General features: G+C 76.3%; 20 protein-coding genes and 1 riboswitch. Of the genes, 11 read left to right on the top strand and 9 right to left on the bottom strand.

Annotated features, from left to right (window positions below):
* Nucleotides 1-11 precede the first annotated feature (11 nt).
* The 4 genes from ABD254_RS04855 to ABD254_RS04870 are packed head-to-tail and all read left to right on the top strand — an operon-like array spanning nt 12 to nt 3781.
* Nucleotides 12-1070 carry an adenosine deaminase gene (locus ABD254_RS04855; protein WP_344246189.1) on the top strand — a complete coding sequence of 353 codons (1059 nt, stop codon included), beginning with the start codon at nt 12-14 and terminating at the stop codon, nt 1068-1070.
* A 7-nt stretch (nt 1071-1077) separates the two neighbouring features.
* Entirely contained in the window at nt 1078-1446 is a 369-nt protein-coding gene (locus ABD254_RS04860; RefSeq protein ID WP_344246191.1) for a hypothetical protein, read from the top strand.
* A gap of 2 nt (nt 1447-1448) precedes the next feature.
* Nucleotides 1449-3128, top strand: a complete 1680-nt coding sequence (locus ABD254_RS04865; protein ID WP_344246193.1) for a sensor histidine kinase — start codon at nt 1449-1451, stop codon at nt 3126-3128.
* On the top strand, nt 3125-3781 hold the full coding sequence (locus ABD254_RS04870; RefSeq protein ID WP_344246195.1) for a response regulator transcription factor: 657 nt from the start codon (nt 3125-3127) through the stop codon (nt 3779-3781). Before ABD254_RS04865 ends, ABD254_RS04870 begins: the two co-directional genes overlap by 4 nt.
* A gap of 93 nt (nt 3782-3874) precedes the next feature.
* Here ABD254_RS04870 and ABD254_RS04875 read toward each other — a convergent pair whose 3' ends face one another.
* Nucleotides 3875-4255: a hypothetical protein gene (locus ABD254_RS04875; RefSeq protein WP_344246197.1), complete on the bottom strand. Its 381-nt coding sequence runs from the start codon at nt 4253-4255 to the stop codon at nt 3875-3877.
* A gap of 136 nt (nt 4256-4391) precedes the next feature.
* A complete protein-coding gene (locus ABD254_RS04880; RefSeq protein ID WP_344246199.1) occupies nt 4392-5744 on the bottom strand; it encodes a hypothetical protein in 1353 nt (450 codons plus the stop codon).
* A 246-nt stretch (nt 5745-5990) separates the two neighbouring features.
* Here ABD254_RS04880 and ABD254_RS04885 point away from each other — a divergent pair, with 246 nt between their 5' ends.
* From ABD254_RS04885 to ABD254_RS04900, 4 genes are all read left to right on the top strand, one after another.
* A complete protein-coding gene (locus tag ABD254_RS04885; protein WP_344246201.1) occupies nt 5991-7370 on the top strand; it encodes a sensor histidine kinase in 1380 nt (459 codons plus the stop codon).
* Entirely contained in the window at nt 7367-8035 is a 669-nt protein-coding gene (locus ABD254_RS04890) for a response regulator (RefSeq protein WP_344246203.1), read from the top strand. Before ABD254_RS04885 ends, ABD254_RS04890 begins: the two co-directional genes overlap by 4 nt.
* 209 nt (nt 8036-8244) lie before the next feature.
* Nucleotides 8245-8538, top strand: coding sequence for an SHOCT domain-containing protein (locus ABD254_RS04895; protein ID WP_344246205.1), 294 nt, complete (start codon nt 8245-8247; stop codon nt 8536-8538).
* 252 nt (nt 8539-8790) lie between these two features.
* Complete coding sequence (locus ABD254_RS04900; RefSeq protein ID WP_344246207.1) at nt 8791-9867, top strand: L,D-transpeptidase family protein; 1077 nt, start codon at nt 8791-8793, stop codon at nt 9865-9867.
* 74 nt (nt 9868-9941) lie between these two features.
* Here the strand turns inward: ABD254_RS04900 and ABD254_RS04905 are convergent, their stop codons facing one another.
* A complete protein-coding gene (locus ABD254_RS04905) occupies nt 9942-11189 on the bottom strand; it encodes a UDP-N-acetylmuramate dehydrogenase (RefSeq protein ID WP_425553645.1) in 1248 nt (415 codons plus the stop codon).
* On the bottom strand, nt 11186-12493 hold the full coding sequence (locus tag ABD254_RS04910) for an MFS transporter (protein ID WP_344246209.1): 1308 nt from the start codon (nt 12491-12493) through the stop codon (nt 11186-11188). The genes ABD254_RS04905 and ABD254_RS04910 overlap by 4 nt, the downstream gene beginning before the upstream one ends.
* 122 nt (nt 12494-12615) lie before the next feature.
* Here ABD254_RS04910 and ABD254_RS04915 point away from each other — a divergent pair, with 122 nt between their 5' ends.
* Complete coding sequence (locus ABD254_RS04915) at nt 12616-13761, top strand: LacI family DNA-binding transcriptional regulator (RefSeq protein ID WP_344246211.1); 1146 nt, start codon at nt 12616-12618, stop codon at nt 13759-13761.
* A gap of 19 nt (nt 13762-13780) precedes the next feature.
* On the opposite strand, the gene ABD254_RS04920 is transcribed toward ABD254_RS04915, so the two are convergent.
* From ABD254_RS04920 to ABD254_RS04940, 5 genes are read right to left on the bottom strand one after another with little or no spacing between them, the layout of a single operon-like run.
* Nucleotides 13781-14416 (bottom strand): GNAT family N-acetyltransferase, encoded by a 636-nt coding sequence (locus ABD254_RS04920; protein WP_344246213.1) that lies wholly within the window; start codon nt 14414-14416, stop codon nt 13781-13783.
* Nucleotides 14413-16620, bottom strand: a complete 2208-nt coding sequence (locus ABD254_RS04925) for a penicillin acylase family protein (protein WP_344246215.1) — start codon at nt 16618-16620, stop codon at nt 14413-14415. The genes ABD254_RS04920 and ABD254_RS04925 overlap by 4 nt, the downstream gene beginning before the upstream one ends.
* A complete protein-coding gene (locus ABD254_RS04930) occupies nt 16617-19073 on the bottom strand; it encodes a GNAT family N-acetyltransferase (RefSeq protein WP_344246217.1) in 2457 nt (818 codons plus the stop codon). Before ABD254_RS04930 ends, ABD254_RS04925 begins: the two co-directional genes overlap by 4 nt.
* Nucleotides 19070-20464, bottom strand: coding sequence for a lysine N(6)-hydroxylase/L-ornithine N(5)-oxygenase family protein (locus tag ABD254_RS04935; protein WP_344246219.1), 1395 nt, complete (start codon nt 20462-20464; stop codon nt 19070-19072). The genes ABD254_RS04930 and ABD254_RS04935 overlap by 4 nt, the downstream gene beginning before the upstream one ends.
* Nucleotides 20461-22017, bottom strand: coding sequence for a pyridoxal phosphate-dependent decarboxylase family protein (locus tag ABD254_RS04940; protein WP_344246221.1), 1557 nt, complete (start codon nt 22015-22017; stop codon nt 20461-20463). The genes ABD254_RS04935 and ABD254_RS04940 overlap by 4 nt, the downstream gene beginning before the upstream one ends.
* A gap of 158 nt (nt 22018-22175) precedes the next feature.
* Nucleotides 22176-22283, top strand: a riboswitch (TPP riboswitch).
* Here ABD254_RS04940 and ABD254_RS04945 point away from each other — a divergent pair.
* Together ABD254_RS04945 and ABD254_RS04950 are read left to right on the top strand one after the other, a co-directional pair.
* On the top strand, nt 22277-23623 hold the full coding sequence (locus ABD254_RS04945) for an MFS transporter (protein WP_344246223.1): 1347 nt from the start codon (nt 22277-22279) through the stop codon (nt 23621-23623). Its footprint overlaps the riboswitch before it by 7 nt.
* Before the next feature lie 161 nt (nt 23624-23784).
* Nucleotides 23785-25098, top strand: coding sequence for a C39 family peptidase (locus tag ABD254_RS04950; protein WP_344246225.1), 1314 nt, complete (start codon nt 23785-23787; stop codon nt 25096-25098).
* The last annotated feature ends 87 nt before the right edge of the window (nt 25099-25185 follow it).

Genomic DNA, 25185 nt, shown 5'->3' on the forward strand with positions numbered 1-25185 from the left:
AGACTGCACGGGTGCGCGACCTGGCGAAGCTCCCCAAGGCCCACCTGCACCTGCACTTCACGGGCTCGATGCGGGTCGCGACGCTGCGCGACCTCTCCCAGGAGCACGGCGTCCGCGTACCGGCCGCGCTCCTGGACGACGACCCGCTGCGGGTGCCCGCGGACGAGCGCGGCTGGTTCCGGTTCCAGCGGCTGTACGACGCGGCCCGGGCCTGCGTGCGCTCGGAGGCGGACATGCGCCGCCTGGTCGACGAGGCGGCGGCCGACGACGCGGCGGAAGGCTCCGGCCGGCTCGAGATCCAGGTGGACCCGACGTCGTACGCCCCGTTCGTCGGCGGCATCACACCGGCCGTCGAGATCGTGCTGGACGCCGCGAGGTCCGCGAGCGCCGCGCACGGCGTCGAGGTGGCGGTGGTGGTGGCCGCGTCGCGGACCCGGCACCCGCTGGACGCCCGCGTCCTCGCCCGGCTCGCCGCCCGGTACGCGGGCGACGGCCCCGGCGAGGTGGTGGGCTTCGGTCTCAGCAACGACGAGCGGCGCGGGGACACGGGCGAGTTCGCCGCGGCGTTCGGCATCGCCCGGCGCGCCGGGCTGGCGTCGGTGCCGCACGGCGGCGAGCTGCTCGGGCCCGCGCACGTGCGGGAGGTCGTGGACGCCCTCGCCCCGGACCGGCTCGGGCACGGCGTGCGGGCCGGCGAGGACCCGGCCCTGCTCGCGGAGCTGGTCGACGCCGGCGTGGCGCTGGAGGTCTGCCCCGCGTCGAACGTCGGCCTCGGCGTGTACGCGGACGTTGCCGCGGTGCCGCTGCGCACCCTGGTGGACGCGGGCGCGCACGTCGCCCTCGGCGCGGACGACCCGCTGCTGTTCGGCTCCCGGCTCGTCGACCAGTACGAGTCCGCGCGGCGCGAGCACGGTTTCACCGACGCCGGGCTCGCCGACCTCGCGCGCGCGTCGATCCGCGCGAGCCGGGCGTCGTCGGGCACGCGGGCCCGGCTGCTCGCCGGGGTCGACGACTGGCTCGCGGCCGGTGACCCGGACCTCTCATCTCCATCTCATCCGCCCACGGGATGATCGGACCATGGTTGATCGGTCGGGCGGGCGGACGATGCGCCGGGTGCTCCCCTGGGTGCTCGGGATCGTCCTCGTCGTCGCCGTCGGCGGGATCGTGACGGCGACGACCGCGTCGCAGCCCGAGGACCGCGACGTCGGCGGCGTGGTCGTCGTCTCGCCCTCGCCGTCGCCCACCCCGTCGCCGGAGTCGCCGACGCCGTCCGACGAGGCGACCCCGAAGCCCCAGAAGCCGAAGTCCGAGAAGCCGAGGTCCGAGGAGCCGGACCCGCGACCGACGAAGGCCGACGACGGCGGCGTCGCGCCCGTCCCTCCGACGGATGACGACGACGATGACGACGACGCGGACGACGACGGCGACGACGACGGGGACGACTGACCGTGCGCGCACCGGGCCCCGCCGGAGGGCTGACCGTCCGCACCCGCATCCTGGCGACCCTGCTCGCGCTGACCGCGCTGGCGCTGGGGTTCTCGGGTGCGACCGCGTACTGGCTGACGTACCGGCAGGTCGACGAGCGCATCGACGACGACCTGCTGGAGAGCCTCAGCGAGCTGGAGACCCTCGCCGCCTCGGGCGTCGACCCGGTGACCGGCGACCCGTTCTCCTCCGCGGAGGAGGTCGTCGTCGCCGCGATCCAGCTCGACGTGCCCGCCAGCCACGAGGGCGTCATCGGGCTGCGCACCGGGAAGAGCCCGCTCGTGTCCCAGCAGGCCGTGGAGGTGCACCTCGAGGACGACGCGGCGTTCGTCGAGGCCGTCACCCCGCTGCTCGGCGCGGACCACGCGATGCTGCGCACGATCTCCACGGCCACCACCGACTACCGGGCGCTCGTCGCCCCGGTCGCGGCGCTCGGCGAGGCGTCCGGCGCCACCGCGGCGTCCGAGCCGGCGGCCCTCGTCCTCGCCTACGACCGCGTCGCCGAGCACGCCGAGACCCAGGCGGTCTTCCGCAGCTACGCCTACGTGGCGCTCGCCGCGCTGGTCGTGACGGGGGTGGTGGGCTGGCTGCTCGCCGGCAGGCTGCTGCGGCCCATCCGCGTGCTGGCGCGCACCGCGCAGACCATCGGCGAGACCGACCTGTCCGCCCGGATCCCCGAGAGCGGCAACGACGACCTCACCCATCTCTCCCGGGCGTTCAACGCGATGCTCGACCGGCTCGAGGGCTCGTTCGACGCGCAGCACAGGCTGCTCGACGACGTGGGCCACGAGCTGCGCACCCCCCTGACGATCGTGCGCGGGCACCTCGAGCTCATGGACCCGGCCGACCCGGCCGACACCGCCGAGACCCGACATCTCGCTCTCGACGAGCTGGACCGGATGCACCGCCTGGTCGACGACCTGGTGACCCTCGCGACCGTCGGGCAGCCCGACTTCGTGCGACCCGCCCCGGTGGAGCTGGGGCGGCTCACCGACGACGTGCTCGACAAGGCGCGCCCCCTGGGCGACCGCACGTGGCTCGTGGACTCGCGCACGGACGCGCGCACCCTCGCGGACGCCCAGCGGCTCACGCAGGCCTGGCTGCAGCTCGCCGCGAACGCCGTGAAGTTCTCCGCGCCGGGCAGCGTGATCGCCATCGGCTCGCGCACCAACCACGACGGCTCCCGGGTGCGGCTGTGGGTGCGCGACGAGGGCATCGGCATCGCGCCCGAGGAGGTGGAGCGCATCTTCGAGCGGTTCGCCCGCGGCGAGCAGGACGGGCAGCGCCGCGAGGGCTCCGGCCTCGGCCTGGCCATCGTGTCCGCGATCGCCGACGGGCACGGCGGCGAGGTCACGGTCGACTCGGTGCCCGGGCGCGGGTCGACGCTCAGCGTCGTGATCCCGGTGCGCCCGGTGCCCGACGCCGACGCCGACGGCGTGGACCGCTTCGGGCCGGCGGGCGGCCGGCGCGGCGGCGGCACGCCGTACGGCCCCGTGCCGCCGCCGGCGCGCACCGCGGCGAGCCCGCTCACCGCCCCCACGCCCGACCTGCCGCCCGCGAACCGCCCGGTACCGCTGCCGCCCGCGCACCACGACCAGCCCGCGCAGGGCACCCCCCACACGGAAGGAAGGACCGCCCCGTGAGCCAGATCCTCGTCGCCGAGGACGAGACCCGCATCGCATCGTTCGTCGCCAAGGGACTGCGGTCGGCGGGCTACGCCAGCACGACCGTCGCCACCGCCCGCGAGGCCTTCGACCTCGCGAGCACCGGCGACTTCGACCTCATGGTGCTCGACCTCGGCCTGCCCGACCAGGACGGCTTCACCGTGCTGCGCCGGCTGCGGGAGGCGAGGGTGACGCTGCCCGTCATCATCCTCACGGCCCGCACGTCCGTGTCGGACACGGTGGCCGGGCTGGAGGGCGGCGCGGACGACTACATGCCCAAGCCGTTCCGCTTCGAGGAGCTGCTCGCGCGCATCCGGCTGCGCCTGCGTGCCGAGCCCGCCGGTGAGGTCACCGTGCTCAGCCACGGCGACCTCAGCCTCGACCTGCGCACGCGGCGGGCGCGCGCCGGAGACGCCGAGGTCGACCTGTCGGCGCGCGAGTTCGCCCTCGCCGAGGCGTTCCTGCGCAACCCCGGGCAGGTGCTCAGCCGCGAGCAGCTGCTGTCACGGGTGTGGGGCTACGACTTCGACCCCGGCTCCAACGTCGTCGACGTGTACGTGCGCTACCTGCGCAACAAGCTGGGCGCCGAGCGGTTCGTCACCGTGCGCGGCATGGGGTACCGGCTGGCCTGAGCCTGCCGACACCACGACGCCGGCCGAGCCTGCCGAGACCTTGTGGCTGGTCTCTCCAGGCTCGACCGGCGTCCGGTTGAGCGTGCCGCGTCGTCAGTCCGCCGACGCCGCCGACTGCGCGGTCTGGGCCGTCTGGGCCGTGGTGGGTGACGCGGGCGTGACCGGCGTCTGCGCGGTCACCGGGCTCGCCGGCGAGGTCGGCGTGTGCGACGTCGGGGCGGTCGCCGGGCTGGCCGCCGACCCGGCCGTCACGGTCGTGATCGACGAGCCGTTCTGCACGTCGGCGGGCGACGGCGTCGCGCCGGCCCCGCCGCCCGGCTCGCCGGCCGACGTCGCGGCGTCCCCGACCTGGACGGCCGACGAGACGACGTCGTCCTCGGGCGCGTCGAACATCCCCTGCGCGGTGGCGACGGTCGCGCCGAGGCCGACCGCTCCGAGCGCCCCGCTGACGATCCATGCGCTACGTGCCTTCATGATCCTGACTCCTCCGTGTGGTCCGTGCCGTGCGTGCTGTGGTGCGTGCTGTGGTTCGTGCGTCTCTTGCGTGTCCTGATGCCCTCAGCCTGGTCGCGGCCGGTGAGACCTCCAGGAGCCGGGCGTGAGAGGGCTCTCAGGAACTCGCGGCCCCGTCGACGAGGTCCTCGGCGACGGCGAGCCACGCCGTCGCGAGGCCGGCGTCGGCGGCCCCCACGGCGAGCGAGACGACCACCGCCGCGGCGCGCGACCGCAGCAGCGCCGGGTCGACGGCGGCGTCGAACGCCTCGAGCCAGGCGTCGAGCAGGCCGCCGACTCCGGCGTACGTCCCCGGCGCGAGGGTCGGCAGCACGGCGAGGTGCGCCACCGCGCACGCCAGGTCGTCCACCCGGTGGCCGGGGCCGAGGGTGTCGACGTCGAGCACCGCGCCGACCCGCGGCCACCTCGAGGCCGCGTCCGGGGCGAGCAGCAGGTTCGCGGCGTGCAGGTCGCCGTGCGTCGTGACGACGGGCCCCGGGTCGCGGCCGGCCGCCACGGCACCGATCCGCCGCGCGAGACGCGCCACGCGACCCGGGTCGACGTCGTGCACCACCGGCAGCGCCGAGGCGTAGCGGTCCAGCCGGTCCGCCCAGGCGGGCCGTCGCGCCAGCACCACGCCCGCGGCGGGCAGGCCGGCCGCGGCGCGCAGGATCTCCGCCGGGTCGACGGCGTCCTGCTGCCCGAGCGCCGGGGTCGCGGCCACCCGGGCGGCGACCGACTCGCCCGGGACCTCCGAGAGCAGCACGACCCCGTCCGCGGTCCAGGACAGCACCCGCGGCGCCGCCAGGGCCCGCCCGGCACCGCCCTGCGAGGCGTCGGGGCCGCCGCGGCCCGCGCGACGCGCACGCCCGTCGGGCTCGCGGAAGAAGAGGTCGTGCCGGCGCACCAGGTCGCGCACCCGCGACGGCCGCACCACCTTGACGTACACCGTGCGGGGTCCGGCGGCGCCGTCTGTCCGGGCGCGCAGCACCGCGCGGCGCAGGGGGCGGTACGTGACGGTCTCGAGGGCGACGACCTCGGCGTCGACGCCGGCCGAGCGCAGCCGGTCGGCGACCCGCGCCGGGGTGCTGCCCGCAGCGAGACCGGGGAGCGCCGGGTCGTGCGGGTGGCGCCACACGTGCAGCGACCGGTCGCTGCTGTCGAGCCGGACGACGCCGCGCTCGGCCCCGCCCGCCCAGACGACGGGGCCGAGCGCCCCTGCCGCGGCGCTGGTGGCGAACAGGTGCTCGCGCGCGGTCCGCGCCGCCGGTCCGGAGCCGCGGCGGGCGACGACGTCGTACCCGACGGTCACCTCCGCGCCGGGGCGGGCGTGCACGCCGTCGATCGTCCACGCGTCGAGCTCGGCGCCGTCGGCTGCGAGCGCCGCCGCGAGCACGTCCGCCGCGCCACCGCCGGCGAGCAGGTCGAGCCAGGCGCGGTGGTCGGCGGGCGCGAGGAGCGTGGCGGTCATGGCACGCATCCCACGCCGGTCGCGCGAGCGAGGGGTGAGACGCCGATGAGAACCCTCTCATCCGCGTCGCGCGGCGCGCGCGACCCGGCGCCGAGCTCGAGGTGCCGGGCGCGGGTTCGAGGTCGGGGACGTCGAGCTCGGGCGCTCGCCTCGACCTCGGGGCGACGACGGACGGCACCGTGGGACGACGGTTGACGGCACCGTGGGCGGACGCGCCCGGGACGCGTGGGACGTACCGTGCGTGACATGGACCGCGGCCCGCTCGACCGGTGGCGCCCCCGCCTGTTCCTGGGCGTGGCGCTGGCCGTCGTCGTCCTGGTCGGGACCGTCGGGGCGTCGCACTGGCAGCCCGGCGCGCGCGACCTGGACCTGCTCGGGCTGGCACTCGCCCTGGTCGGCCCGGCGCTCGTGATCCTGCGGCCCCGCCCGCCCGCGCTCGCCGTGCTGCTCGCCGTCGGCGCGATCGGCGCCTACCTCGCGCTCGGGTACGCGTGGGGGCCGGCGCTCGGCGGGTCGGTCGGCGTGCTCGTCACGGTGCTGCTCACGGGCCCCGCGCGGACGTCGAGGGTGCTCGCGTGGTCCGGCGCCGCGCTGATGTGGGGCGCCGTGCTGACCGCGGCGACGCTGCGCGAGGACGACCCGCGGTTGGCGGGCCTGGTCGGCGGGGCCGCCTGGACGGCGGTCGCCCTGCTGATCGCGACGGGCATCCGCGAGCGCATCGCCCGGGCGGCGGCGTGGCGCGCGGCGCGCGAGGAGCGCGAGCGCACCGCCGTGGCGACCGAGCGGCTGCACATCGCCCGCGAGCTGCACGACGTGCTCGCCCACTCCCTGTCCGCGATCAACGTGCAGGCCGGCGTCGGCCTGCACCTGCTCGACCGCGACCCCGAGCAGGCACGGTCGGCGCTCGCGTCGATCAAGGAGACGAGCCGCGACGCGCTGGACGAGGTGCGCGCAGTGCTCGGGGTCGTCCGCGGCGAGACGCCGGACGGCGACACCGTCGACGGGACGCCCGCCGCCGGCGCGGCCGCTACCGGAGCGGCCGCGGTCGGTGCGGCCGCCGCGTCCCGCGGGCCCACCTGGGATCTCGCCGCCCTCCCCCGGCTCGCCGAGCCGCTGCGCGCCCGCGGCACGGACGTGCACTTCGACGTCGACCCGGGCGGGCCGGTGCCCGCGCACGTGGCGGGCGTCGTGTTCCGGGTGGTGCAGGAGTCCCTGACGAACGTGGGCCGGCACGCCCCGCGCGCCGGGTCGGTCCTGGTGCACGTCGGCCGCGAGGGCGGGCGGCTGCGCGTCTCGGTGGCCGACGACGGCGGCCCGCTCGGACCGCTCGCCGCGGGCAGGCCCGGGTACGGGCTGCGCGGCATGCGCGAGCGGGTCGAGGGGGCGGGCGGCACCCTGCGCACGGGCCATCAGGCCGCAGACGTCGGCGGCACGCCGGAGGGCGGGTTCGTCGTCGACGCGACGATCCCGCTCGCCGCTCCCCCGGCACCCGGGCCGTCGGGCCCGGGGCACGCTGCGGGCGGCCCGGCGTCCGACGACACAGCGTCCGGTCGCGAGGTGCCAGACCCACGGCACACCCCGGGCGACCGTGAGCCCGACACCTCACCGGGACGGGAGGGCGAATGACGATCCGGGTGCTGCTGGCCGACGACCAGGCGCTCGTGCGCGGCGGCTTCCGCGCGCTGCTCGACGCCGAGGACGACCTGACCGTCGTGGCCGAGGCCGCGACCGGCGACGACGCGGTGCGCCTCGCGCTCGAGCGGCTGCCCGACGTCGTGCTCATGGACGTGCGCATGCCGGGCCTCGACGGCCTCGAGGCCACGCGCAGGATCGTCGCCGACCCGCGCGCAGGCCGGGTGCACGTCGTCGTGGTCACGACCTTCGAGCTGGACGGGTACGTCGCGGAGGCGATCCGCGGCGGCGCGTCCGGGTTCCTGGTCAAGGACACGGAGCCCGCGGACCTGGTGCGGGCCGTGCGCGTGGCCGCCGCCGGCGACGCGCTGCTCTCCCCGGGCGTCACGCGGCGGCTGCTCGCGCGGGTGGCCGCGGCGACCCGCGACGTGCCGCCTCCGCGCGGACTCGACGAGCTCACCGCCCGCGAGCGCGAGGTGCTCGTCGAGGTCGCCGGCGGGCTGTCCAACGAGGAGATCGCGGGCGCGCTGTACCTGTCGGAGTCGACCGTGAAGACGCACGTCTCGCGCGTGATGGCCAAGCTGGGCGCGCGGGACCGAGCGCAGCTCGTCGTGGCCGCCTACGAGGGCGGCGTGGTGCGCCCCGGCTGGTCCCCCTGACCGGTCCACCCCCGCCGAGCACGGGGTTCGGATCGCTTTCCCTCCGCTTTCCGACCGCAACCCCGTGTTCGGCAGAACGCGGTCGGACGGGGCGGTACCGCGGGACGACCCAGGTCGGTACGCCGGGGGGACGACGCCGGATCGCCGCCGCGGGACGGTGGAACCAGACGGCCCGCAGCGGGCGGGCCACCGTCGGAAGGAGACCGCTCATGGTCACCACCGTCACCACCGCCGCGGCGCTCGCCGCGCCGGCCGCCGCCGCCGTCCACCCCTACGGGGCCGGGGGCGGGCCGGGCTGGTGGATCGTCTTCCCGATCCTGTGGTTCCTGCTGTTCGCCACGGTCGTGTTCCTCATCGCCCGGCGCGCACGCCGGTACGGCCCGCCGTGGGCCCGCGGGGGCGCGGGCGGCATCGACGCCCTCGGCGAGCGGTACGCACGCGGGGAGATCGACGAGGCCGAGTACCGGCACCGCCTTGCGGTGCTGCGCGAGGACCGGCGCTGACGACCACGCCGCCGCAGGTCGCGCCGCGCGCCGTCCACCCCCGGCGGTGGACGGCGCGTCGTCGTCCCGGCATCCGGACGTCCGCCGGCCCCAACGGTCCGCCCGCCCCGCACGTCAGGGCAGGTGAGAGGTCACGACACGATGACGATCCGCGGGCCCTCGTGCGGCGCGGTCGCGCGACGGCCCGACGCACGGCACGGTAGGAGTCCCGCGGCACCGGGTGCCGCGGCCTGCCGGCGTGGAAGGGGCGACATGCGCACGGTTCCCGGCTCGAGGCGACGCCGCACGGCGCCGCGCCTCGGCGTTCCCGCCGCCCTGGCGGCGGTCCTGACGCTGCTCGTGGCCGGCTGCGCGCCGACCGGCGACGGCACCGAGCCCGAGCCCGGCGCCGCGCCGTCGGTCGAGGCCAGCGCCACGCCGTCGGACACCGTCGGCTCCCCCTCCACGGAGCCGACGACGGCGAGCCCGGGCGCCACCGGCGGCGAGAGCGCCACGACCTCGCCGGAGGACGACGCCGCGCGCGAGGCAGCCGAGAAGAAGGCCGCGGACAAGAAGGCGGCCGCGAAGAAGGCCGCCGAGGAGAAGGCTGCCGAGGAGAAGGCCGAGCAGGAGGCAGCCGAGCAGGAGGCGGCCGAGCAGGAGGCAGCCGAGCAGGAGGCAGCCGAGCAGGAGGCGGCCGAGCAGGCGGCCGCAGAGAAGGCCGCCCAGGAAGCGGCCGAAGCCCGCGACCGGATGCTCGAGTACGGCGACACGGGCGACCGGGTCGTCGCGCTGCAGGAGCGGCTGCAGGACCTGGGCTACTTCCTGCAGGACGCCGACGGCAGCTTCGGGCCGGCCACGCAGCAGGCCGTGTGGGCGCTGCAGAAGGCGGCCGGCCAGTACCGCGACGGCGTCGTCGGCCCGAAGACGCAGGCCGCGCTGGACGACGGCGTGCGGCCGAGCGCGGTCTCGTCGTCGGGCAAGGTCGTGGAGATCGACATCGGCCGGCAGCTGCTGCTGGCCGTGCAGGACGGCGTCGTGCAGCGGACGTTCAACGCGTCGTCCGGCAACGAGGTGCCGTACGAGGCGAAGGGCGTGACGTACCCCGCCCGCACGACGAAGGGCACGTTCTCGATCTACAAGGGGATCGACGGGATGCACACGTCGACGCTCGAGCTCGGCGACATGTACCGCCCCAAGTACTTCAACGGCGGGATCGCCGTGCACGGGTCGCCGTCCATCCCGCCGTACCCGGCGTCGCACGGCTGCGTGCGCCTGTCGAACTCGGCGATCAGCTGGCTGTGGGACTCCTGGGGCCTCCCGAACGGGACCACGGTCATCGTCCGCTGACCCCGCCTGTGCTGTGAGCATGAATCTGGCCCACTTTCGTGCGCGAAAGTGGGCCAGATTCATGCTCACAGCGGCTACAGGGCGGTGCCGACCAGGACCGGCTCGGGCTCCAGCTCGACGCCGAAGACGTCGCGCACGCCGTCGCGCACGGTGCGGGCCAGCGCCACGAGGTCGGCCGCCGTCGCCCCGCCGCGGTTGGTCAGGGCCAGCGTGTGCCGGGTCGAGAGGCGGGCGGGGCTGTGCTCCCCCGCGAGACCGAAGCCCTTGGTGAAGCCGGCGTGCTCGATGAGCCAGGCCGCGCTGGTCTTGACCACCGTGGGGTCGACGACGCCGAGGCTCGGACCGGTGGTCGTCTCCGGAGTCGCGGACCGCACCGGGAAGCGCGGGGCCTCGGGCGGCAGGTCGCCGGCCTGCTCCACCGGGAGCACGGGGTTGGTGAAGAACGACCCCGCCGACCAGCGGTCGTGGTCGGGCGCGTGACCGGACGGGCCGCCGGAACCGCCAGAACCGCCGACGCCGTCCAGCAGCATGCCCTTGCCGCCGCGCAGCTCGAGCACGGCCTCGCGCACCGCCGCCGACGGCGCCCGCTCGCCGACCCCGACGCCGAGGCGCCGCGCCAGCTCGCCGTACCCGACGGGCGCGGACAGGCTGCCGAGCCGCATCTGCAGGTTGACCTCGAGCACGACGTACCGCGGCGTGGGGTACCAGGGCGACCCCTCGCCCCCGCCCGAGCGCATGCTGCGCTTGAGCAGCGAGGTGCGGTACCCGAACCCGAGCCCGCTGAGGGGGAACGTCTTGAGGGCGCCGGTGTGCCGGTCCCAGGTGCGCACCGACGCGACGACGCCGGACACCTCCTGGCCGTAGGCCCCGATGTTCTGCACCGGGGCCGCGCCGACGGTGCCCGGGATGCCCGACAGCGCCTCCACGCCGACCCACTCGTTCGCCACCGCCTCGGCGACGAACGCGTCCCAGTCCTGGCCGGCGGGCAGCCGCAGGCTCGCGCCGCCGCACGCGCCGTCGGTGCCGCAGGAGTCCTCGAGGTCGGCGTCCAGGCCCTGGCGCACGTCGCGCACGACGAGGCCGTCGAAGCCCTCGTCCGCGACCAGCAGGTTGGACCCGCCGCCGATCACCAGCAGGGGCACGCCCTCGTCGTCGGCCGTCCGGACGGCGTCGATCAGCTCGCGCTCGGTCGTGGTCTCGACGTACGCGCCCACAGGGCCGCCGACGCGCAGGGTCGTGAGCTCGGCGAGGGCAGGTGCGGCGGTGTCGGCACCGGTGGCCGCGAGGGGCGCGGAGGGGGTGCTGGGTGCAGGCAGGCTCACCCGTCCAGCGTACGCGCCGGGCCGGCGCCGCCCGCCGGGGCCAGCGGCCGGGCGGCCCCGGCGACGAACAGCCCGGCCACGACGGGCAGCGCCAGCACGAGCAGCGCGTCCCGGTAGCCGACGTGCTCGGCGAGGAAGCCGATGAGCGCCGGGCCGACGAAGAACGCCGAGTAGCCGACCGTCGAGACCACGGAGACCCGCAGGGCCGCGCGCCGCGGGTCGTCGGACGCCGCGGACATGCCGAGCGGGAAGCCCAGCGCCGCGCCGGCGCCCCAGATCGCGACACCGACCATCGCGACCCACAGGACGGGCACGAGCGCGAAGACCACGACGCCCACGAGCGCGGCGACGCCCGACAGCCGCAGCACGGTGACCCGGCCGAGCCGGTCGATGAGCGCCGTCCCGGCGAGCCGCGTCAGGGTCATCGCGCACAGGAAGACCGCCAGGCCGACGGCGCCCGCCGCGTTGCCCGTGCCGAACCCGTCGACGACGGCGAGGCTCACCCAGTCGTTGGCCGCGCCCTCGGTGAGGGCCGCGGCCAGGACCACGAGCCCCACGAGGAGGGTGCGCGACTCGCGCCACGTCGCCAGGGTGTCGCGCAGGGAGTGCCCGGCGTCGACGGCGGTCGAGGGGTCGGCCGCGGTGTCGGCGGACGACGCGGAGCCCGGCATCACGCCGTCCGCACCCACGCCGTGCGGCGTCGGCTCGAAGAACCGGACGCACACGACGACGACGACCAGGTCGGCGACCATGACGCCGATGACGTGGGCGGGCAGGGAGAGCCCGGCGTGCGCGGCGAGCGCACCCAGCCCGGCGCCGGCGACCGTCCCCAGGGAGAACCCGGCGTGGAAGCGCGGCATGACCGACCGGCCGAGCCGCTGCTCCACGACGGCGCCCTCGAGGTTCATGGCGGCGTCCCACACGCCCACTCCCATCCCGCCGAGGAACAGGCCGACGCGCACGAGCATCGGCTGGTCGGCCGTGACCGCGACGGTCGCCACCGCGAACCCGCCGGCGCTGAGCCCGGCGAAGGTCACGCAGGTCGCCCCCGCCCCGATGCGCGACGCGATCATGCCCGACGTGGGCAGCGCGACGAGCGACCCGATCGCGCCCGTGAGGAGCAGCACCCCCATCTCGGACTCGGAGAAGCCGAGCCCGTCGCGCACCGCGGGGATCCGCGACGCCCAGGTCGACATGCCGACCCCGGCGACGACGAAGACGACGAAGACCGCCCACGCGGCGCGGACGGCGTGCCGCGGGGGCGTGACGGAGGGCCGGCGCGGCGGCCGGGCGGATGCGCTCACCCCCTGACCGTCGGGCCTGGGGCGCGGCGAGTCAAATCGATTCGTCGCATCGATTCGAGCGGGGGCGCCCGGCCGACGATAGGCTGACGCCCCGCCGTCCACGACCCTCGGAAGGAGGCCCGATGGGCCGCACCCCCGGCAGCCGGCCGACCCTCGCGCGGGTAGCGGAGCACGCGGGCGTCTCCGTGTCGACGGCGTCGCTCGCCTTCTCCGGGGCCGGTCCCATCACCGCCGAGACCCGGGACAAGGTGCTGGCGGCCGCCGCCGATCTCGGCTACTCCGGCCCCAACCCGCTCGGCCGCCAGCTGCGCTCGGGGCGATCGGGGATCGTCGGGGTCGTCATCGGCGACCAGCCCGGCCGGGCGTTCCGCGACCCGGTCGCGGTCAAGGTCCTCGACGGCCTCGTCGACGTGCTCGGCAGCGAGGGCCTGGGGGTGCTGCTCATCCCGGGCGTTCGCGGGGCAGCGGGGCGTCCCGGTCCGGGCGGCGACGGTGCGCCGTCGTCCGTGCCCGCCGTCGACCCGCTGCTGGAGTCCGCGGCGATGGACGTCGCCGTGCTCGTGTGGGGCGTCCTCACCGACGACGCGACCCTCGCCGCCCTCCGGCGCCGCGACGTCCCCGTCGTCGTGGGCGAGGGCGGGCGCGTGGACGGCGCCCCGCTCGTCGCGCTCGACGACCGGGCCGGAACCGCCGAGGCGGTGCGGCACCTGCTCGAGCTCGGGCACACCCGCATCGCGGAGATCACGCTGCCGCTCGACGCCGACGAGCGGTCCGGCCCCGTCGACGCCGCCCGGCTCGCCCGCGCCGACCGCGCCTCGACCCGGCACCGGCTCGCGGGCGTGCGCGACGTCGCCGAGCCCGTGATCTCGTGGGAGACGCCGGCCTCGCTGGTGGAGCACGGACGCGACGCCGCCACGGAGATCCTCGGCGCGTGGGTGCCCGAGTCCGAGCGCCCGACGGCGATCGTCGCGCACTCCGACCTGCTCGCCGCCGGCGCGGTCATCGCGGCCCGCGAGCTGGGGCTGCGGGTGCCCGAGGACGTCTCGATCGCCGGCTTCGACGGCATCGACATGCCGTGGCTCTCCCCCGACGTGCTCACCAGCGTGCACCAGCCGCTGCAGGCCAAGGGCGCCGCGCTGGGTCGCGCCGTGCTGGGCGTGCTCGCGGGCGAGGAGCCCACCTGCACGACGCTGCCGGTCGAGCTCGTGCCCGGCACCACCACCGGCCCGGTCCCCGCCGGCGTCCGGGCGGCCGACCCGCAGGCGTAGCCCCGACCGACGGGCGTCCTCAGGCCCGCGCGGTGCGGGCGAGCGCGAGGATCGCCTCCCCGCGCTCGCGCGAGCAGAAGCCGAGCACCGCCTCCTTCGGGCCCTGCGCCGAGGTGAAGCGCACCGTGCCGGCCGGCTCGAAGCCGAACGCCGTCATGCGCGCGATGGCCGCCCGGTTGCCGGCGTCCGGCTCCGCCACCAGCCGTCGCGCGCCCGGCCGGTCGAACGCGAACGCGAGCACCGCCGGTCCCACGACCGCCCACGCCGGCACGCCGTAGCGCTCCGCCGGGCCGTCACCGCCCTTGAAGAAGTGCAGGCCGAGGTCGCCGGCCCGCACGTCGTAGGCGGTCGCGACGGGGTCGTCCTCCGGGTGGTAGAGCTGCACGAGCACGACCGGCTCCCCGTCCCACCGCACCAGGAAGGCGTGGTGCGTGGGCAGGGAGTCGACGAACGCGTACGTGGCGCGCAGCTCCTCGCGGCTCAGGCCGCCGAGCCCCCAGAACCCCGCGTGCGGGCGGTTGACCCACGCGTGCAGCAGGTCGAGGTCGGCGACGGGGTCGAGCACGTGCGCGGTGAGGGTGCCCGCCCCCGGCACGTCGATGCGCCATACCTCCTCGCCCCGTCCGCCGTCCGGCAGTCGCGCGTGCTCTGTCATCGTTCCTCCGGCAGGGGTACGGGGCGCAGCCGCGCCCAGTCGGTCTCGATCTCCACCGTGCGGGCGTCTGCCCACGCAGGGTGCTGGTCGGCGAAGTGCGCCGAGCGCGGGTCGCCGGAGGCGCCGAACGGCACGCCCCAGCGGCTGTGGCAGCGGTCGGCGAGGTCCCACACCCAGCGCGCCACCGAGCCGCGCGACGCGGCGTGGGTCACGCCCGGGACGCCGCCGGTGCAGCGCACGGTGTCGCCGGTGCCGCCGAGCCGCCTCGTGCGGTCCGGCGGCACCGCGGGCGCCGTCGTGCCCGGCACGAGGTCCAGCGCGTGCAGCGGGACCAGGCGGTGCAGGTCGCCCCAGGTCATGTGGTCGCGCCCGTCGACCCGCGCGCCGTCGTCGACGCCGTCGGCGTCGAGGTCCGCGAGCGCCGCCCAGGCGGCGGCGCCGGCGTCCACGACGCCCGACGCGAGGACGGCGGCGAGAGCCTCGCCCACGCGCGCGACGACGTCGAGCCACGGCGCGAAGATCGCCGGCAGGCCGTGCGGGGCGTGCAGCGCGGCGAGCGCCGGGTCGGCGGCGACGCGGCGCACGAGAGCGTGCCGCCACCGGGCGAACAGCGCGGCGCCCAGGTCGTCGGCGTCCATGTGCGCGCCCGCGGCGGCCCACGCCCGCAGGCGGTCCGCTCGGGAGCGGTGGCGCGCGGACCGGCTGGTCTCGACAGGCTCGGCCGACGGCCCCACCGGGCCGAGCCAGGCGACGAGCTCTGCCGCGCCGCCGTCCCGCGTGTCGGCGAGCACGCGGTCCTGCCCGGCCGCCGTCTCGCCGCCGGGCGGCCGGTCGGCGAGCAGGGCGCGCACGCGCGCCGCGCGGTGCGGGGCGTACGCGTGGCCGAGGTCGAGCCCCGGACGATCCGGGTGCTCGTTGGCGTCCACGGCGAGGTCGACGACGACCACCGGCTCGGGCAGCCCGCGCCACCGCGCGGGTGCCTCGCTGTCTCGCGGGGAGGCGGGTGCAGGGACGACGCGGTCCTCGGGCGCGACGACGGGCACCCGGCCCGCCGTGAGGCTGAGCACCTCCCCGGTGGAGTCGGCGGCGAGCACGCGGTTCACCGGGTCGACCCAGCTCGCGAAGGCGGCAGCGACGTCGCGCGCGGTCCGTGCCCGCTGGAGCGCCCGCCAGGCGGCCACCCCGGCGTCGGACGTGACCCGCACGGGCCACCGGAGGCTGTGCCGGTCGGTGACCAGCGGGCCGCGGGGCGTCTCGGCCCAGCGCACGACGACAGGCTCGCCCCCGCGCACGGGGACCGTCTCGACGCCCGACGCGACGACGGCCGCCTCGGCCGCGCGTGCGTCGTCGCCCTCGGCGAAGAGCTCGACGTGGTGCGCCATCGCGTTGGTGACCCCCCAGGCGACGGCGGTCGCGGCCGTGGTCTCGACGAGCTCGACCGCCGGTTCGCCGTCCGCAGAGAGCGCGTGGCCGAAGTGCAGCACCCCGGGCACGCCGGGGAAGGCCAGCCCGACCACGTCGTGGCCGGGCCGGGCGAGCCGCACCTGCTGGTACACGCCGGGCAGCTCCAGCAGGCGGTGCGGGTCGCCCGCCAGCAGCGGCAGGCCGGTCGCCGTGCGCGACCCGGGCAGCGCCCACGCGTCGGACCCCGACGACGGGCTGCCGCCGTCGTGCTCGCCCCACCACGCGGCGGCGGCCGGGCCGAGCGTGGTGCCGAGCGTGCGCGTCACGTGCTCGCGCCACAGCAGGTGCGGGAACCCGCTGAACAGCACGTGGTGCACGAGGAAGGTGGCGATCGACGTCCACGGGCGCCACGGCTCGTCGCCGGGCAGCGGCGCCCCGCCGAGCGCGGCCGCCAGCTGCGCCCGCTCGGGCGTGTCCCGGCCGCCGACGTCGAGGCCGGCCTGCACGCCGTCCGCGTACGCGGCGAGCCACGCCCGCTCGGGCGCGGCGAGCGCCGCCCACACCCGTGCCACCGTGTCGGCGAGCCGCACGCGGACGGCGAACCGGTCCCACTCCAGGCCCGCCGCCCCGACGCGCGCGGCCAGCCGACCCTCGCCGTACCAGCGGTCCACCTCGAGCTGCCATCCGCGGTCCAGGGCGGTGACGTACCCCTGCCCGTAGGCCAGGTCCGCCTCCGAGCCCGCGCGCACGTGCGGCACGCCGAGGTCGTCGCGGAAGAGCGCGAACCGGGGAGCGCTCACCGCTCCACCGGGTTCGCCATCGTCCCCGCGTACAGCAGGGAGGCGGACTGGTCCGTCAGGTCGACCATCTGCAGCGTGTTGCGCAGCTGCAACCGGTTGAGGCACGAGTGCGCGAACCGCGGCACCGCCAGGTCGACCCGGCCGGCCAGGCCGGGGTGCTCGGCGCCGTGCCGGTCGACGACGTCCGCCACGACCGCCCAGAACCGGTCCTCGCCGAGCACACCGTCGACGGCGAGGATCCCCGCGAGGTGCCGCAGCACACCGTCGAACACGTCCGTGAAGATGGCGAGCGCCTTCTCGTCGGCGTCGACGACGCCCCGCACCCGCTCGACGCCGGGCGGCAGGTCTCGGTCCCCGAGGACGGCGACCTCCTCCCCGATGTCCTTCATGAGCACCCGCCGCACGACGCCGTCGCGCAGCACGAGGACGAGGTTCTCGCCGTGCGGCATGAACGCCAGGTCGTGGGCGCGCAGGCAGTGCACCAGCGGGTACAGGTAGGCGTCGAGGTACGCGCGCAGCCACGCCTCGGGCGCGATGCCGGACGCGCGCACGAGCGCCGTCGCGAGCGACCGACCGGACGCGTCGCGGTGCAGCAGGCTCGCCATGGTGGCCAACCGCTCCCCCGGCGCGGTGCGCGGCACCGGCGACTCGCGCCACAGGGCGGCGAGCATCTTGCGGTGCGCGCCGGGGTGGGCGGTGCGGTGGTACACGTCGCCGGTGTACCCGATCGACGCGCGCTCTCGCAGCACGCCGAACCCGGCGTCGCGCAGCGCCGGGTCGCCCTCCACGACGCCCGCCACCCAGTCGTTGATCGCCGGGGTGGCGCGCATGTACGCCGGGGAGATCCCGCGCAGGAAGCCCATGTTCTGGATCGCGAGCGCCACCTTGACGTAGTGCCGCTCCGGCCGCGTCCGGTTGAACATCGTGCGGATCGACTGCTGCGGCTGGTACTCGTCGGAGCTCGGGCCGAGCGGCACGAGGTCGCCGCGCGCGACGTCGGCCGCGAACGTGATCGGCACCCGGTGCTGCCACTGCCACGGGTGCACGGGCAGGTACAGGTAGGCGCCCGGGTCGAGGCCGCGCGCCGCGAGCCGGTCGGCGAACGCCACGCGCTCGGCCGCACTCAGCTCCGCGCCGTACAGGCCGTCCTCGGTCAGGCCGCCGCCGACGGCGAGGTGGGCGTGCTCGCGCCGCGCGGCCAGCCACAGCAGGCGCATCCGCCCGCCCCGCTCGGGCGCGTACGCGCGGTAGTCGTCGAGGGAGAACCCGATCCGGCCGTTGTTCGCGAGGAAGCCGGGGTGGCCCTCCGTCATCGCCGCCTCGGCGGCCTGGAACGCGTCGGCACGACGGCGGTCGTCGTCTCCGGTGTCTCCCGCGTCGGCGTCGTCCGCCGCGGGCGCGAGCGCCGCCAGCAGGCCTGGGACCTGCGGTGACGCCCCGCTCAGCTCCCGGTCCCGCTTGGCGCACGCGGCGGCGAGCGTCGCGGACAACTCTTCGAGGTAGGTCGCCACGAGGTCGTCGGGGATCCGCAGCAGCGGCTGCAGCTCGGCCACCAGCTCGAGCGCGTCCACGGGCAGCTCGACGCCGGCACCGCCCGGGCCGGAGGCGGTGCGGGTGATGGACGCCGGGTCCACCACCCAGTGCTCCAGCGCGAACGTGCGCGCCGCGAACCGGTAGGTGACGCCGTCGAGCGCGAGGACGAACCGCCCGTCACCGTCCGGCTCGGGGCGGAAGAGCCGCTCGTGCGCGAGCTCGGCGAGCGCCTTGGCGGCCAGGTGCCGGTGCGCGTGCTCCGCCAGGTCGGGCCGCAGGTGCGGGGCGAGTTCGGCGCCGTGCCCCGCGAGCGCACCCAGCGGCGACGCCGCGAAGTCCGCGCGCGTGCAGACGCTCAGCGCCGCCCGCTTGGCGTGCCCGCCGTCCTCGACGACATCCACCTCCTGCAGCACGCGGAAGCCGGCGGCGGCGTTCTTGGCGGCGATCGCGCGGTTGCGCACGTCGGGCTCGACGACGACGCGCGCCGCCCCGCGGCCACGGGGCGCGGGAGCCAGGCAGAACCGCACGACGGCGGCCATGACCGCGTCGGTGAGCCCGGGCGCGCGCCGCGCCCGGTCGTCCGGTGGCGGCGCCACGAGCAGGTGCATGCCCAGGTCGCCCGGCTCGGCGTCGTGCACGCCGGCGAGCAGCACGCGCGCGGGGTCGTAGGTCTCGGCGTAGAACGCCGGCCGCCCGTCCACGCGGCCGAGCCAGCCGTCCTGGTGGGCGTGGTCCGCGATGTCGGCGAGGTAGCCGCGCACCTCCCCGACGCCCAGGTGCCCCATCCGCCAGAACGCGGACGCGGGGTGCGCCAGCCACGCGTGCAGCGTCGCTGCGTCGCGCGCCGGGTCGACGGGCTCGAGGGTGACCGCCTCGGCGGCGACGCGGGCGGCGGCACGCTCGGTGAGGGTCGTCGTCATCGCGCCACCTCCCGCTCGGGCGCGGCGGCCGACGACAGGGCGGGTTCGCCGCCGAGCTCGCCGTCGGGCAGGCCGAACGTCTGGAAGGCGATGCGCCGCTCGATGGCGTAGGGCTCACGACCGGTGACCTGCGCGAGGATCACCGAGTTGCGCCACGCCGCGAACCCGAGGTCGGGGGCGGTCACGCCGTGCGTGTGCGCCTCCGTGCCGCCCACGTGCAGCCGCCCGCCGGCGCCGGCGGTGTAGTCGCGGGCCACGTCCACGCGACCCAGCTCGTCGAGGTGGACGAGCCCGGGCGCCACGAAGCCCGGCACGCCCGCGCCGTAGCCCGTGGCCGCGACGACGGCGCGCGTGCGATGCTCCGCCGTGGTCCCGAGCTGCCCGTGCCGCAGGGTGAGCACGTACTCGCCACCGCCGTCGGGCGCACCGTCCGGCTCGAAGCGGGCCGCGACCACCTCCGTGTCCGACAGCAGGGTGGTCGGCACCTCGCGCCCGAGGGCGGACTTGCGGTACAGCGTGTCGTAGATGTCGTCGATCAGGTCGCCGCTGATGCCCTTGTACAGGCCGCGCTGCTCGCGGCCGAGGATCTCCCGCAGCTCGGTGGGGAGCGACCGGTAGTGGTCGGTGTACTCGGGAGACGTCATCTCGAGCGTGAGCTTGGTGTACTCCATCGGGAAGAACCGCGGCGAGCGGGTCACCCAGTCCACCCGGTGCGTGGCCGGCGAGGCGTCCTCGAGCAGGTCACGGTAGACCTCGGCCGCCGACTGGCCCGACCCGACGACGGTCACCGCGCCCGACGCGGCCAGCGCGTCGCGGTGCGGCAGGTACTGGGCGCTGTGCACCACCGGCCCGGCGCCGGGGATCTCCGCCGCCTCGGCCGCCAGGGCCGCGAGCGGCCCCGGGAGCCGGGGCGTCGTCCCCACGCCGAGGACGACGTGCCGCGCACGGTAGGTCTCGACGTCGCCGTCGGGCAGACGAGCCGCGACCACCAGGTCGCCCGTCGACTCGTCGCGGTCCACCCGCACCACCTCGCGCCCCCACCGCAGCGTGGCCACGCGGTCGGCCACCCAGCGGCAGTACTGGTCGTACTCGGCGCGCAGCGGGTAGAACGACTCGCGGACGTAGAACGGGTACAGCCGCCCCGTGGCCTTGAGGAACGCGAGGAACGAGTACGGCGACGTGGGGTCGGCCATCGTCACCAGGTCCGCGAGGAACGGCACCTGGATCGTCGCGCCCTCGAGCATCATGCCCGGGTGCCAGGAGAACCCGTCCCGCCGGTCGAGGAACACGGCGTCGACGTCGTCGAGCGGGTCGGCGAGCGCCGCCAGGCCCAGGTTGAACGGGCCGATGCCGACGCCGAGCAGGTCGTAGGTGTGCGTGTCGCGCGTCATCGGACGGCCTCCGGCAGGGGTGAGCGGGCGGGCAGCCGCGGGTGGGTCCCCCGGCAGGGCGGGACGTCGAGCGCGAGCAGCTCCTCCCCCGCGAGCAGCCCGTGCGCGGTCGAGCGCACCAGGTCGAGCACCGCCCGGACGTCGTCGAGCGTCGAGTCCGGGTTGAGCAGGGTGAGCTTGAGGCACGGCCGGCCGTCGACCACGGTCTTGGCGACGAGCGCGCGGCCGGAGTCGAACAGCACGCGCCGCACGCGCGGCACGAGCGCGTCGGCACGGGCGTCGTCCACGCCGTCGGGCTGGTAGCGGAACAGCACGGTGGACAGGTCGGTCGGGGCGAGCAGCCGCAGCTCGGGGTCTCCCGCGAGGTCGGCGTGCACGGCGGCGGCGAGGTCGCAGACGGCGTCCACCATCGCGCCGACGCCGTCGGCGCCGACGGCGCGCAACGTGGCCCAGAGCTTGAGCGCGTCGAACCGGCGCGTGGTCTGCAGCGACCTGTCGACCAGGTTGAGATCGGGGTTGGGCTCGCCCGACTCCTCGGCAGGGTTGAGGTAGTCGGCGTGCCAAGCCACCCGCGCCAGGTCGGCGCCGTCGCGCACCAGCAGCGCGCTGGACGACACGGGCTGGAAGAACGTCTTGTGGAAGTCGACGGTGACGCTGCGGGCCCGCTCGATGCCGTCGAGCAGGTGGCGGCGCCGCGGGGAGAGCAGCAGCCCGCCGCCGTACGCGGCGTCCACGTGCAGCCAGGCGCCGACGGCGTCGCACAGGTCCGCGACCGGCCCCAGCGGGTCCACGCAGCCGCGGTCGGTGGTGCCGGTGGTCGCGACCACCGCCATCACCACGTCGCCGGCACGCTCGACGTCGACCAGCGCCCGCGCGAGGGCGCCCGGGTCCAGGCGGCCCGCCGCATCCGTCCCGACGGCGACCACCGCGCCGTCGTCCAGGCCGAGCAGCTGCGCCGAGCGCGCCACGCTGAAGTGACCCGACGTCGTGGCCAGCACCCGAAGGCGCCCGAGGCGCTCGCGGCGCGCCGCCCCGCGGAGCCGGGCGCCGTCGGCGCCCGTGAGCGCGCGCTCGCGGGCCAGGTGCAGCGCCTGCAGGTTGGACTGCGTGCCCCCGGAGGTGAAGACCCCGTCCCCGTCCGCGAACCCGATGCGCGCCGCCGTCCAGCCGATCAGCCGCTGCTCCATGAGCGTCGCGACGGTCGACTGGTCGTAGGTGTCGACCGAGGTGTTGATCGCGGCGAGCATCGCCTCGGCACCCACGGCGGGGAGCGCCACCGGGCAGTTGAGGTGGGCGGCGTACGCGGGGTGGTGGAACCAGACGGCGTGCGAGGCGTACAGGTCGGCGGTCTCCCGCAGCGCGGCGGGCGTCCCGACCGGCGCGCCGTCGAGGTCGACGTCGTCGACGAGCGCCTGCAGCTCGCGGCGGCTCGCGCCGCAGAACGGCTGGCGAGCGGCGGCGACGCGGGCCGCGACGTCGTCGACGACGGCGTGCAGCGCGCCGGCGTAGTCGGCCGCCGTCGCGGCTCCGAGCAGGGTGGAGGACTTCGTCACGGGACTCCTCGGGGTAGACGCAGGCCACCCCGGGCATTCAGGTAAGGGCAGCCTCGCCAAACTTAGGGTCGCCTCACTCGATGCGCCACCCGCGCGGGGTGCGAGCCAGGTCACACCGGCCCGAGCCACCGGGACACCCGCTGCCGCGCTAGGTTGGCCGGCGTCCACACGGGAGCCCCTGCCAGGGGCTGAGAGGGAGCCGACGCCGCTCCGACCGTCGAACCTGTCCGGGTCATGCCGGCGAAGGAAGCGAGCGACGATGACGACCCCTGCCTCCGCAACCCCTGCCCCCGCGCGCCCCCGCGCCGTGCGCCCTAGCGCCGTGCGCCCTAGCGCCGGGCGCACCAGGCCCTCGCCCGCGGGGATCCGCCGCGCGGTGCGCGGCGGCGCGCTCGGCAACTACGTCGACCAGTTCGACATCATGCTGCCGGTCGCGGCGCTCACCCCCGCCGCCGAGCACGTGTTCGGCCCCGGGCACCTCGCCGGCGCGACCGGCTGGGTGTTCGCCGCCACGCTGCTCGGCCGGCCGATCGGCGCCGCCGTGTTCGGGCCGCTGGCCGACCGCGTCGGGCGCACCGCCACGACCCGCGTCGCGCTGGCCGGCATCGCCGTCACGACCGCGCTCATCGCCGTCGTCCCCGGCCACACCGTGCTCGGCGCCGGCACGATCGCGCTCGTGGTCGCGCTGCGGTTCCTCGGCGGCGTCTTCGTCGGCGGCGAGTACACGGCGGCCGTGCCGCTCGCCATGGAGTGGAGCGACCCGCGCCGCCGCGGGCACCTCAGCGGGCTCGTGATGTCGATGTCCCCGTGGGCGTCGACGACCATCGCGGCGCTCGTGCTCTTGCTGGTCAGCGCGCTTCCCGACGGCGCCTACGCCGCCTGGGGCTGGCGCGTGCCGTTCGTCGTCGGCGCCCTCATGGCCGCCGGCCTCTGCCTCTACTACCGGACGGTCGTCCCGGACTCGGACGCCTGGCTCGGCGCCCCGCAGCGCCGCCACCCCCTGCGCGACGTGCTGGTCGGGTCGCACCGGCGCGCGCTGGCGCAGGTGCTCGTGCTCATGTCCGGCCTGTGGCTGCTGACGCAGATGGCGGTGCCGACCATGACCGCCGCGGTGCGCGACGGCGGGGTGCTCGACCCCCAGGCGCTGTCGTTCGCGCTGATGGTCGCGACCGCAGCGTCGGCCATCGTGATGCACGCGTGCGGCGCCGCGTCGACGCGGACCGGCCGGCGTCGCTTCTTCGTCGCGTTCGCGGCCCTCGCCGTCGTCGCCGCGCCCGCGACCTGGTGGGCGCTGGCCGCGGCGGGCGGCGCGGGCGGCGTCGTCGCGCTCATGGTGGCGCTGCAGCTGGTCACCGTCACCGCCTACGGCCCGGTGGGCGCGTACCTGGCGGAGCGCTTCCCGGCCGGGGTGCGCGCCAGCGGGTACGGCGTCGGCTACTCGCTGTCGATCGTCGTGCCCGCGCTGTACCCCGTGTGGCTCCCCGCGCTCCAGGGCGCCGTCGGCGCGGACGCGGCGGTCATGGGCGTGCTCGCCCTGGGTGCGGTGCTGCTCGGCGCCGGTGCGTGGCTCGGCCCGGAGACCGACCGCGAGCGCCCGCTGCCCTGAGCCTCCTCGGGCGCGCACGTACGGCCGTGCAAGGTAGTGACACGCGACGCGCTCTCTGGGAAAGTCGTCGCCATGGGTGGCGGGAGCGGCCCGGCGCCCGGCTGGCTCAGGAGGCGACCAGGATGGACGGCACCAGGGCAGGAATCGTGCGGAGGGGCTGGATGAGGGCGACGACGGCGGCACTCGCCGCGGGCGCGGTGGTGGCTCCGGTCGGGGCCGCGTCGGCGGCGTCCACCGACCCCCCGCCCGACGCGGCGAAGATCACGACCACCCACTGGGACGGCACGGCGGACCTGCGCGACGGCGCGTGGGACAACCTGCGCCCGGGGATCGGCGGGGCGCTCGTGCTGCGCAGCGGCGACGGCCCGACGACCGCGTACACGGACCCGTTCGGGGACGGCACGCCCGTCGCCTACGAGACCGGCACCTGGACCTCGCCGGTCGTCGAGGCCGGCTACGCGATCGACGAGTCGGTCACGTCGTGGAACGCGACGACGCCCACCGGCACGTGGGTCGAGATCGAGTTCCGGGGGCGCAAGGCCGACGGCGCGTGGACCAAGTGGTTCGTCATGGGCCGGTGGGCGTCGGGCGACGAGTTCGCGCCCGCCGACGGCTCGGTGGGCGACATCCACCGCACGTCGGTGGACGGGCAGAACGACGACGACGCGTTCCTGTTCACCGACACCTATGTGGCGAAGAGCGGGCACGAGCCCGACGCGTTCCAGACCCGTGTGCGGCTGTACCGGCCCGCCGGGTCGTCGGCGACCCCGCGGCTCTCGTCCGTGAGCACCATGACCAACGAGTACCTGCCGTCGTCGCGCTACACCGGCACCAGCGACTTCACGCTGGGGCGGCACGTCGAGCTCGACGTCCCGGGCTACTCGCAGCTCACCCACATCGGCGAGTACCCCGAGTTCGGGGGCGGCGGCCAGGTGTGGTGCTCCCCGACGTCGACCACGATGGTGCAGTACTCCTACGGCAAGTGGTTCCAGGTCCCGCCGTGGGAGCTGCGCGACATCGAGGCCCCCGCCGGCGACCCGCAGGTGGACTACGCGGCCATCAACACGTGGGACTACACCTACGAGGGCTCGGGCAACTGGCCGTTCAACACCGCGTACGCGCACCGGTTCGGGCTGGAGTCGTTCGTGACGCGGCTGCGGTCGCTGGCCGAGGCGGAGAAGTTCGTCGCGGCCGGCATCCCGCTGGTCGTGTCGATCAACTTCGAGGAGTCCGAGATGCCCGAGGCCGGGTACGGCACCGACGGGCACCTGGTGACGATCGTGGGGTTCACCGCCGACGGCGACCCCGTCATCAACGACCCCAACAAGGCGACGAACGACCTCGTGCGCAACGTGTACACGCGCGAGAACTTCGAGCGGGTGTGGCAGACGTCCACCGACGGGCTCACGTACGTCATCCACCCGCACCACGTGAAGCTCCCGCGCCACCTCCCCGGGGTGACGCCCAACTGGTGACCTGAATGCCGGTCGAGCGAACCAGAACGCCGGTCGAGCAAACCAGAACGCCGGTCGAGCGACCCAGAACGCCGGTCGAGCGACCCA

Source organism: Isoptericola hypogeus (genome assembly GCF_039531145.1).
Taxonomy (GTDB): Bacteria; Actinomycetota; Actinomycetes; order Actinomycetales; family Cellulomonadaceae; genus Isoptericola; species Isoptericola hypogeus.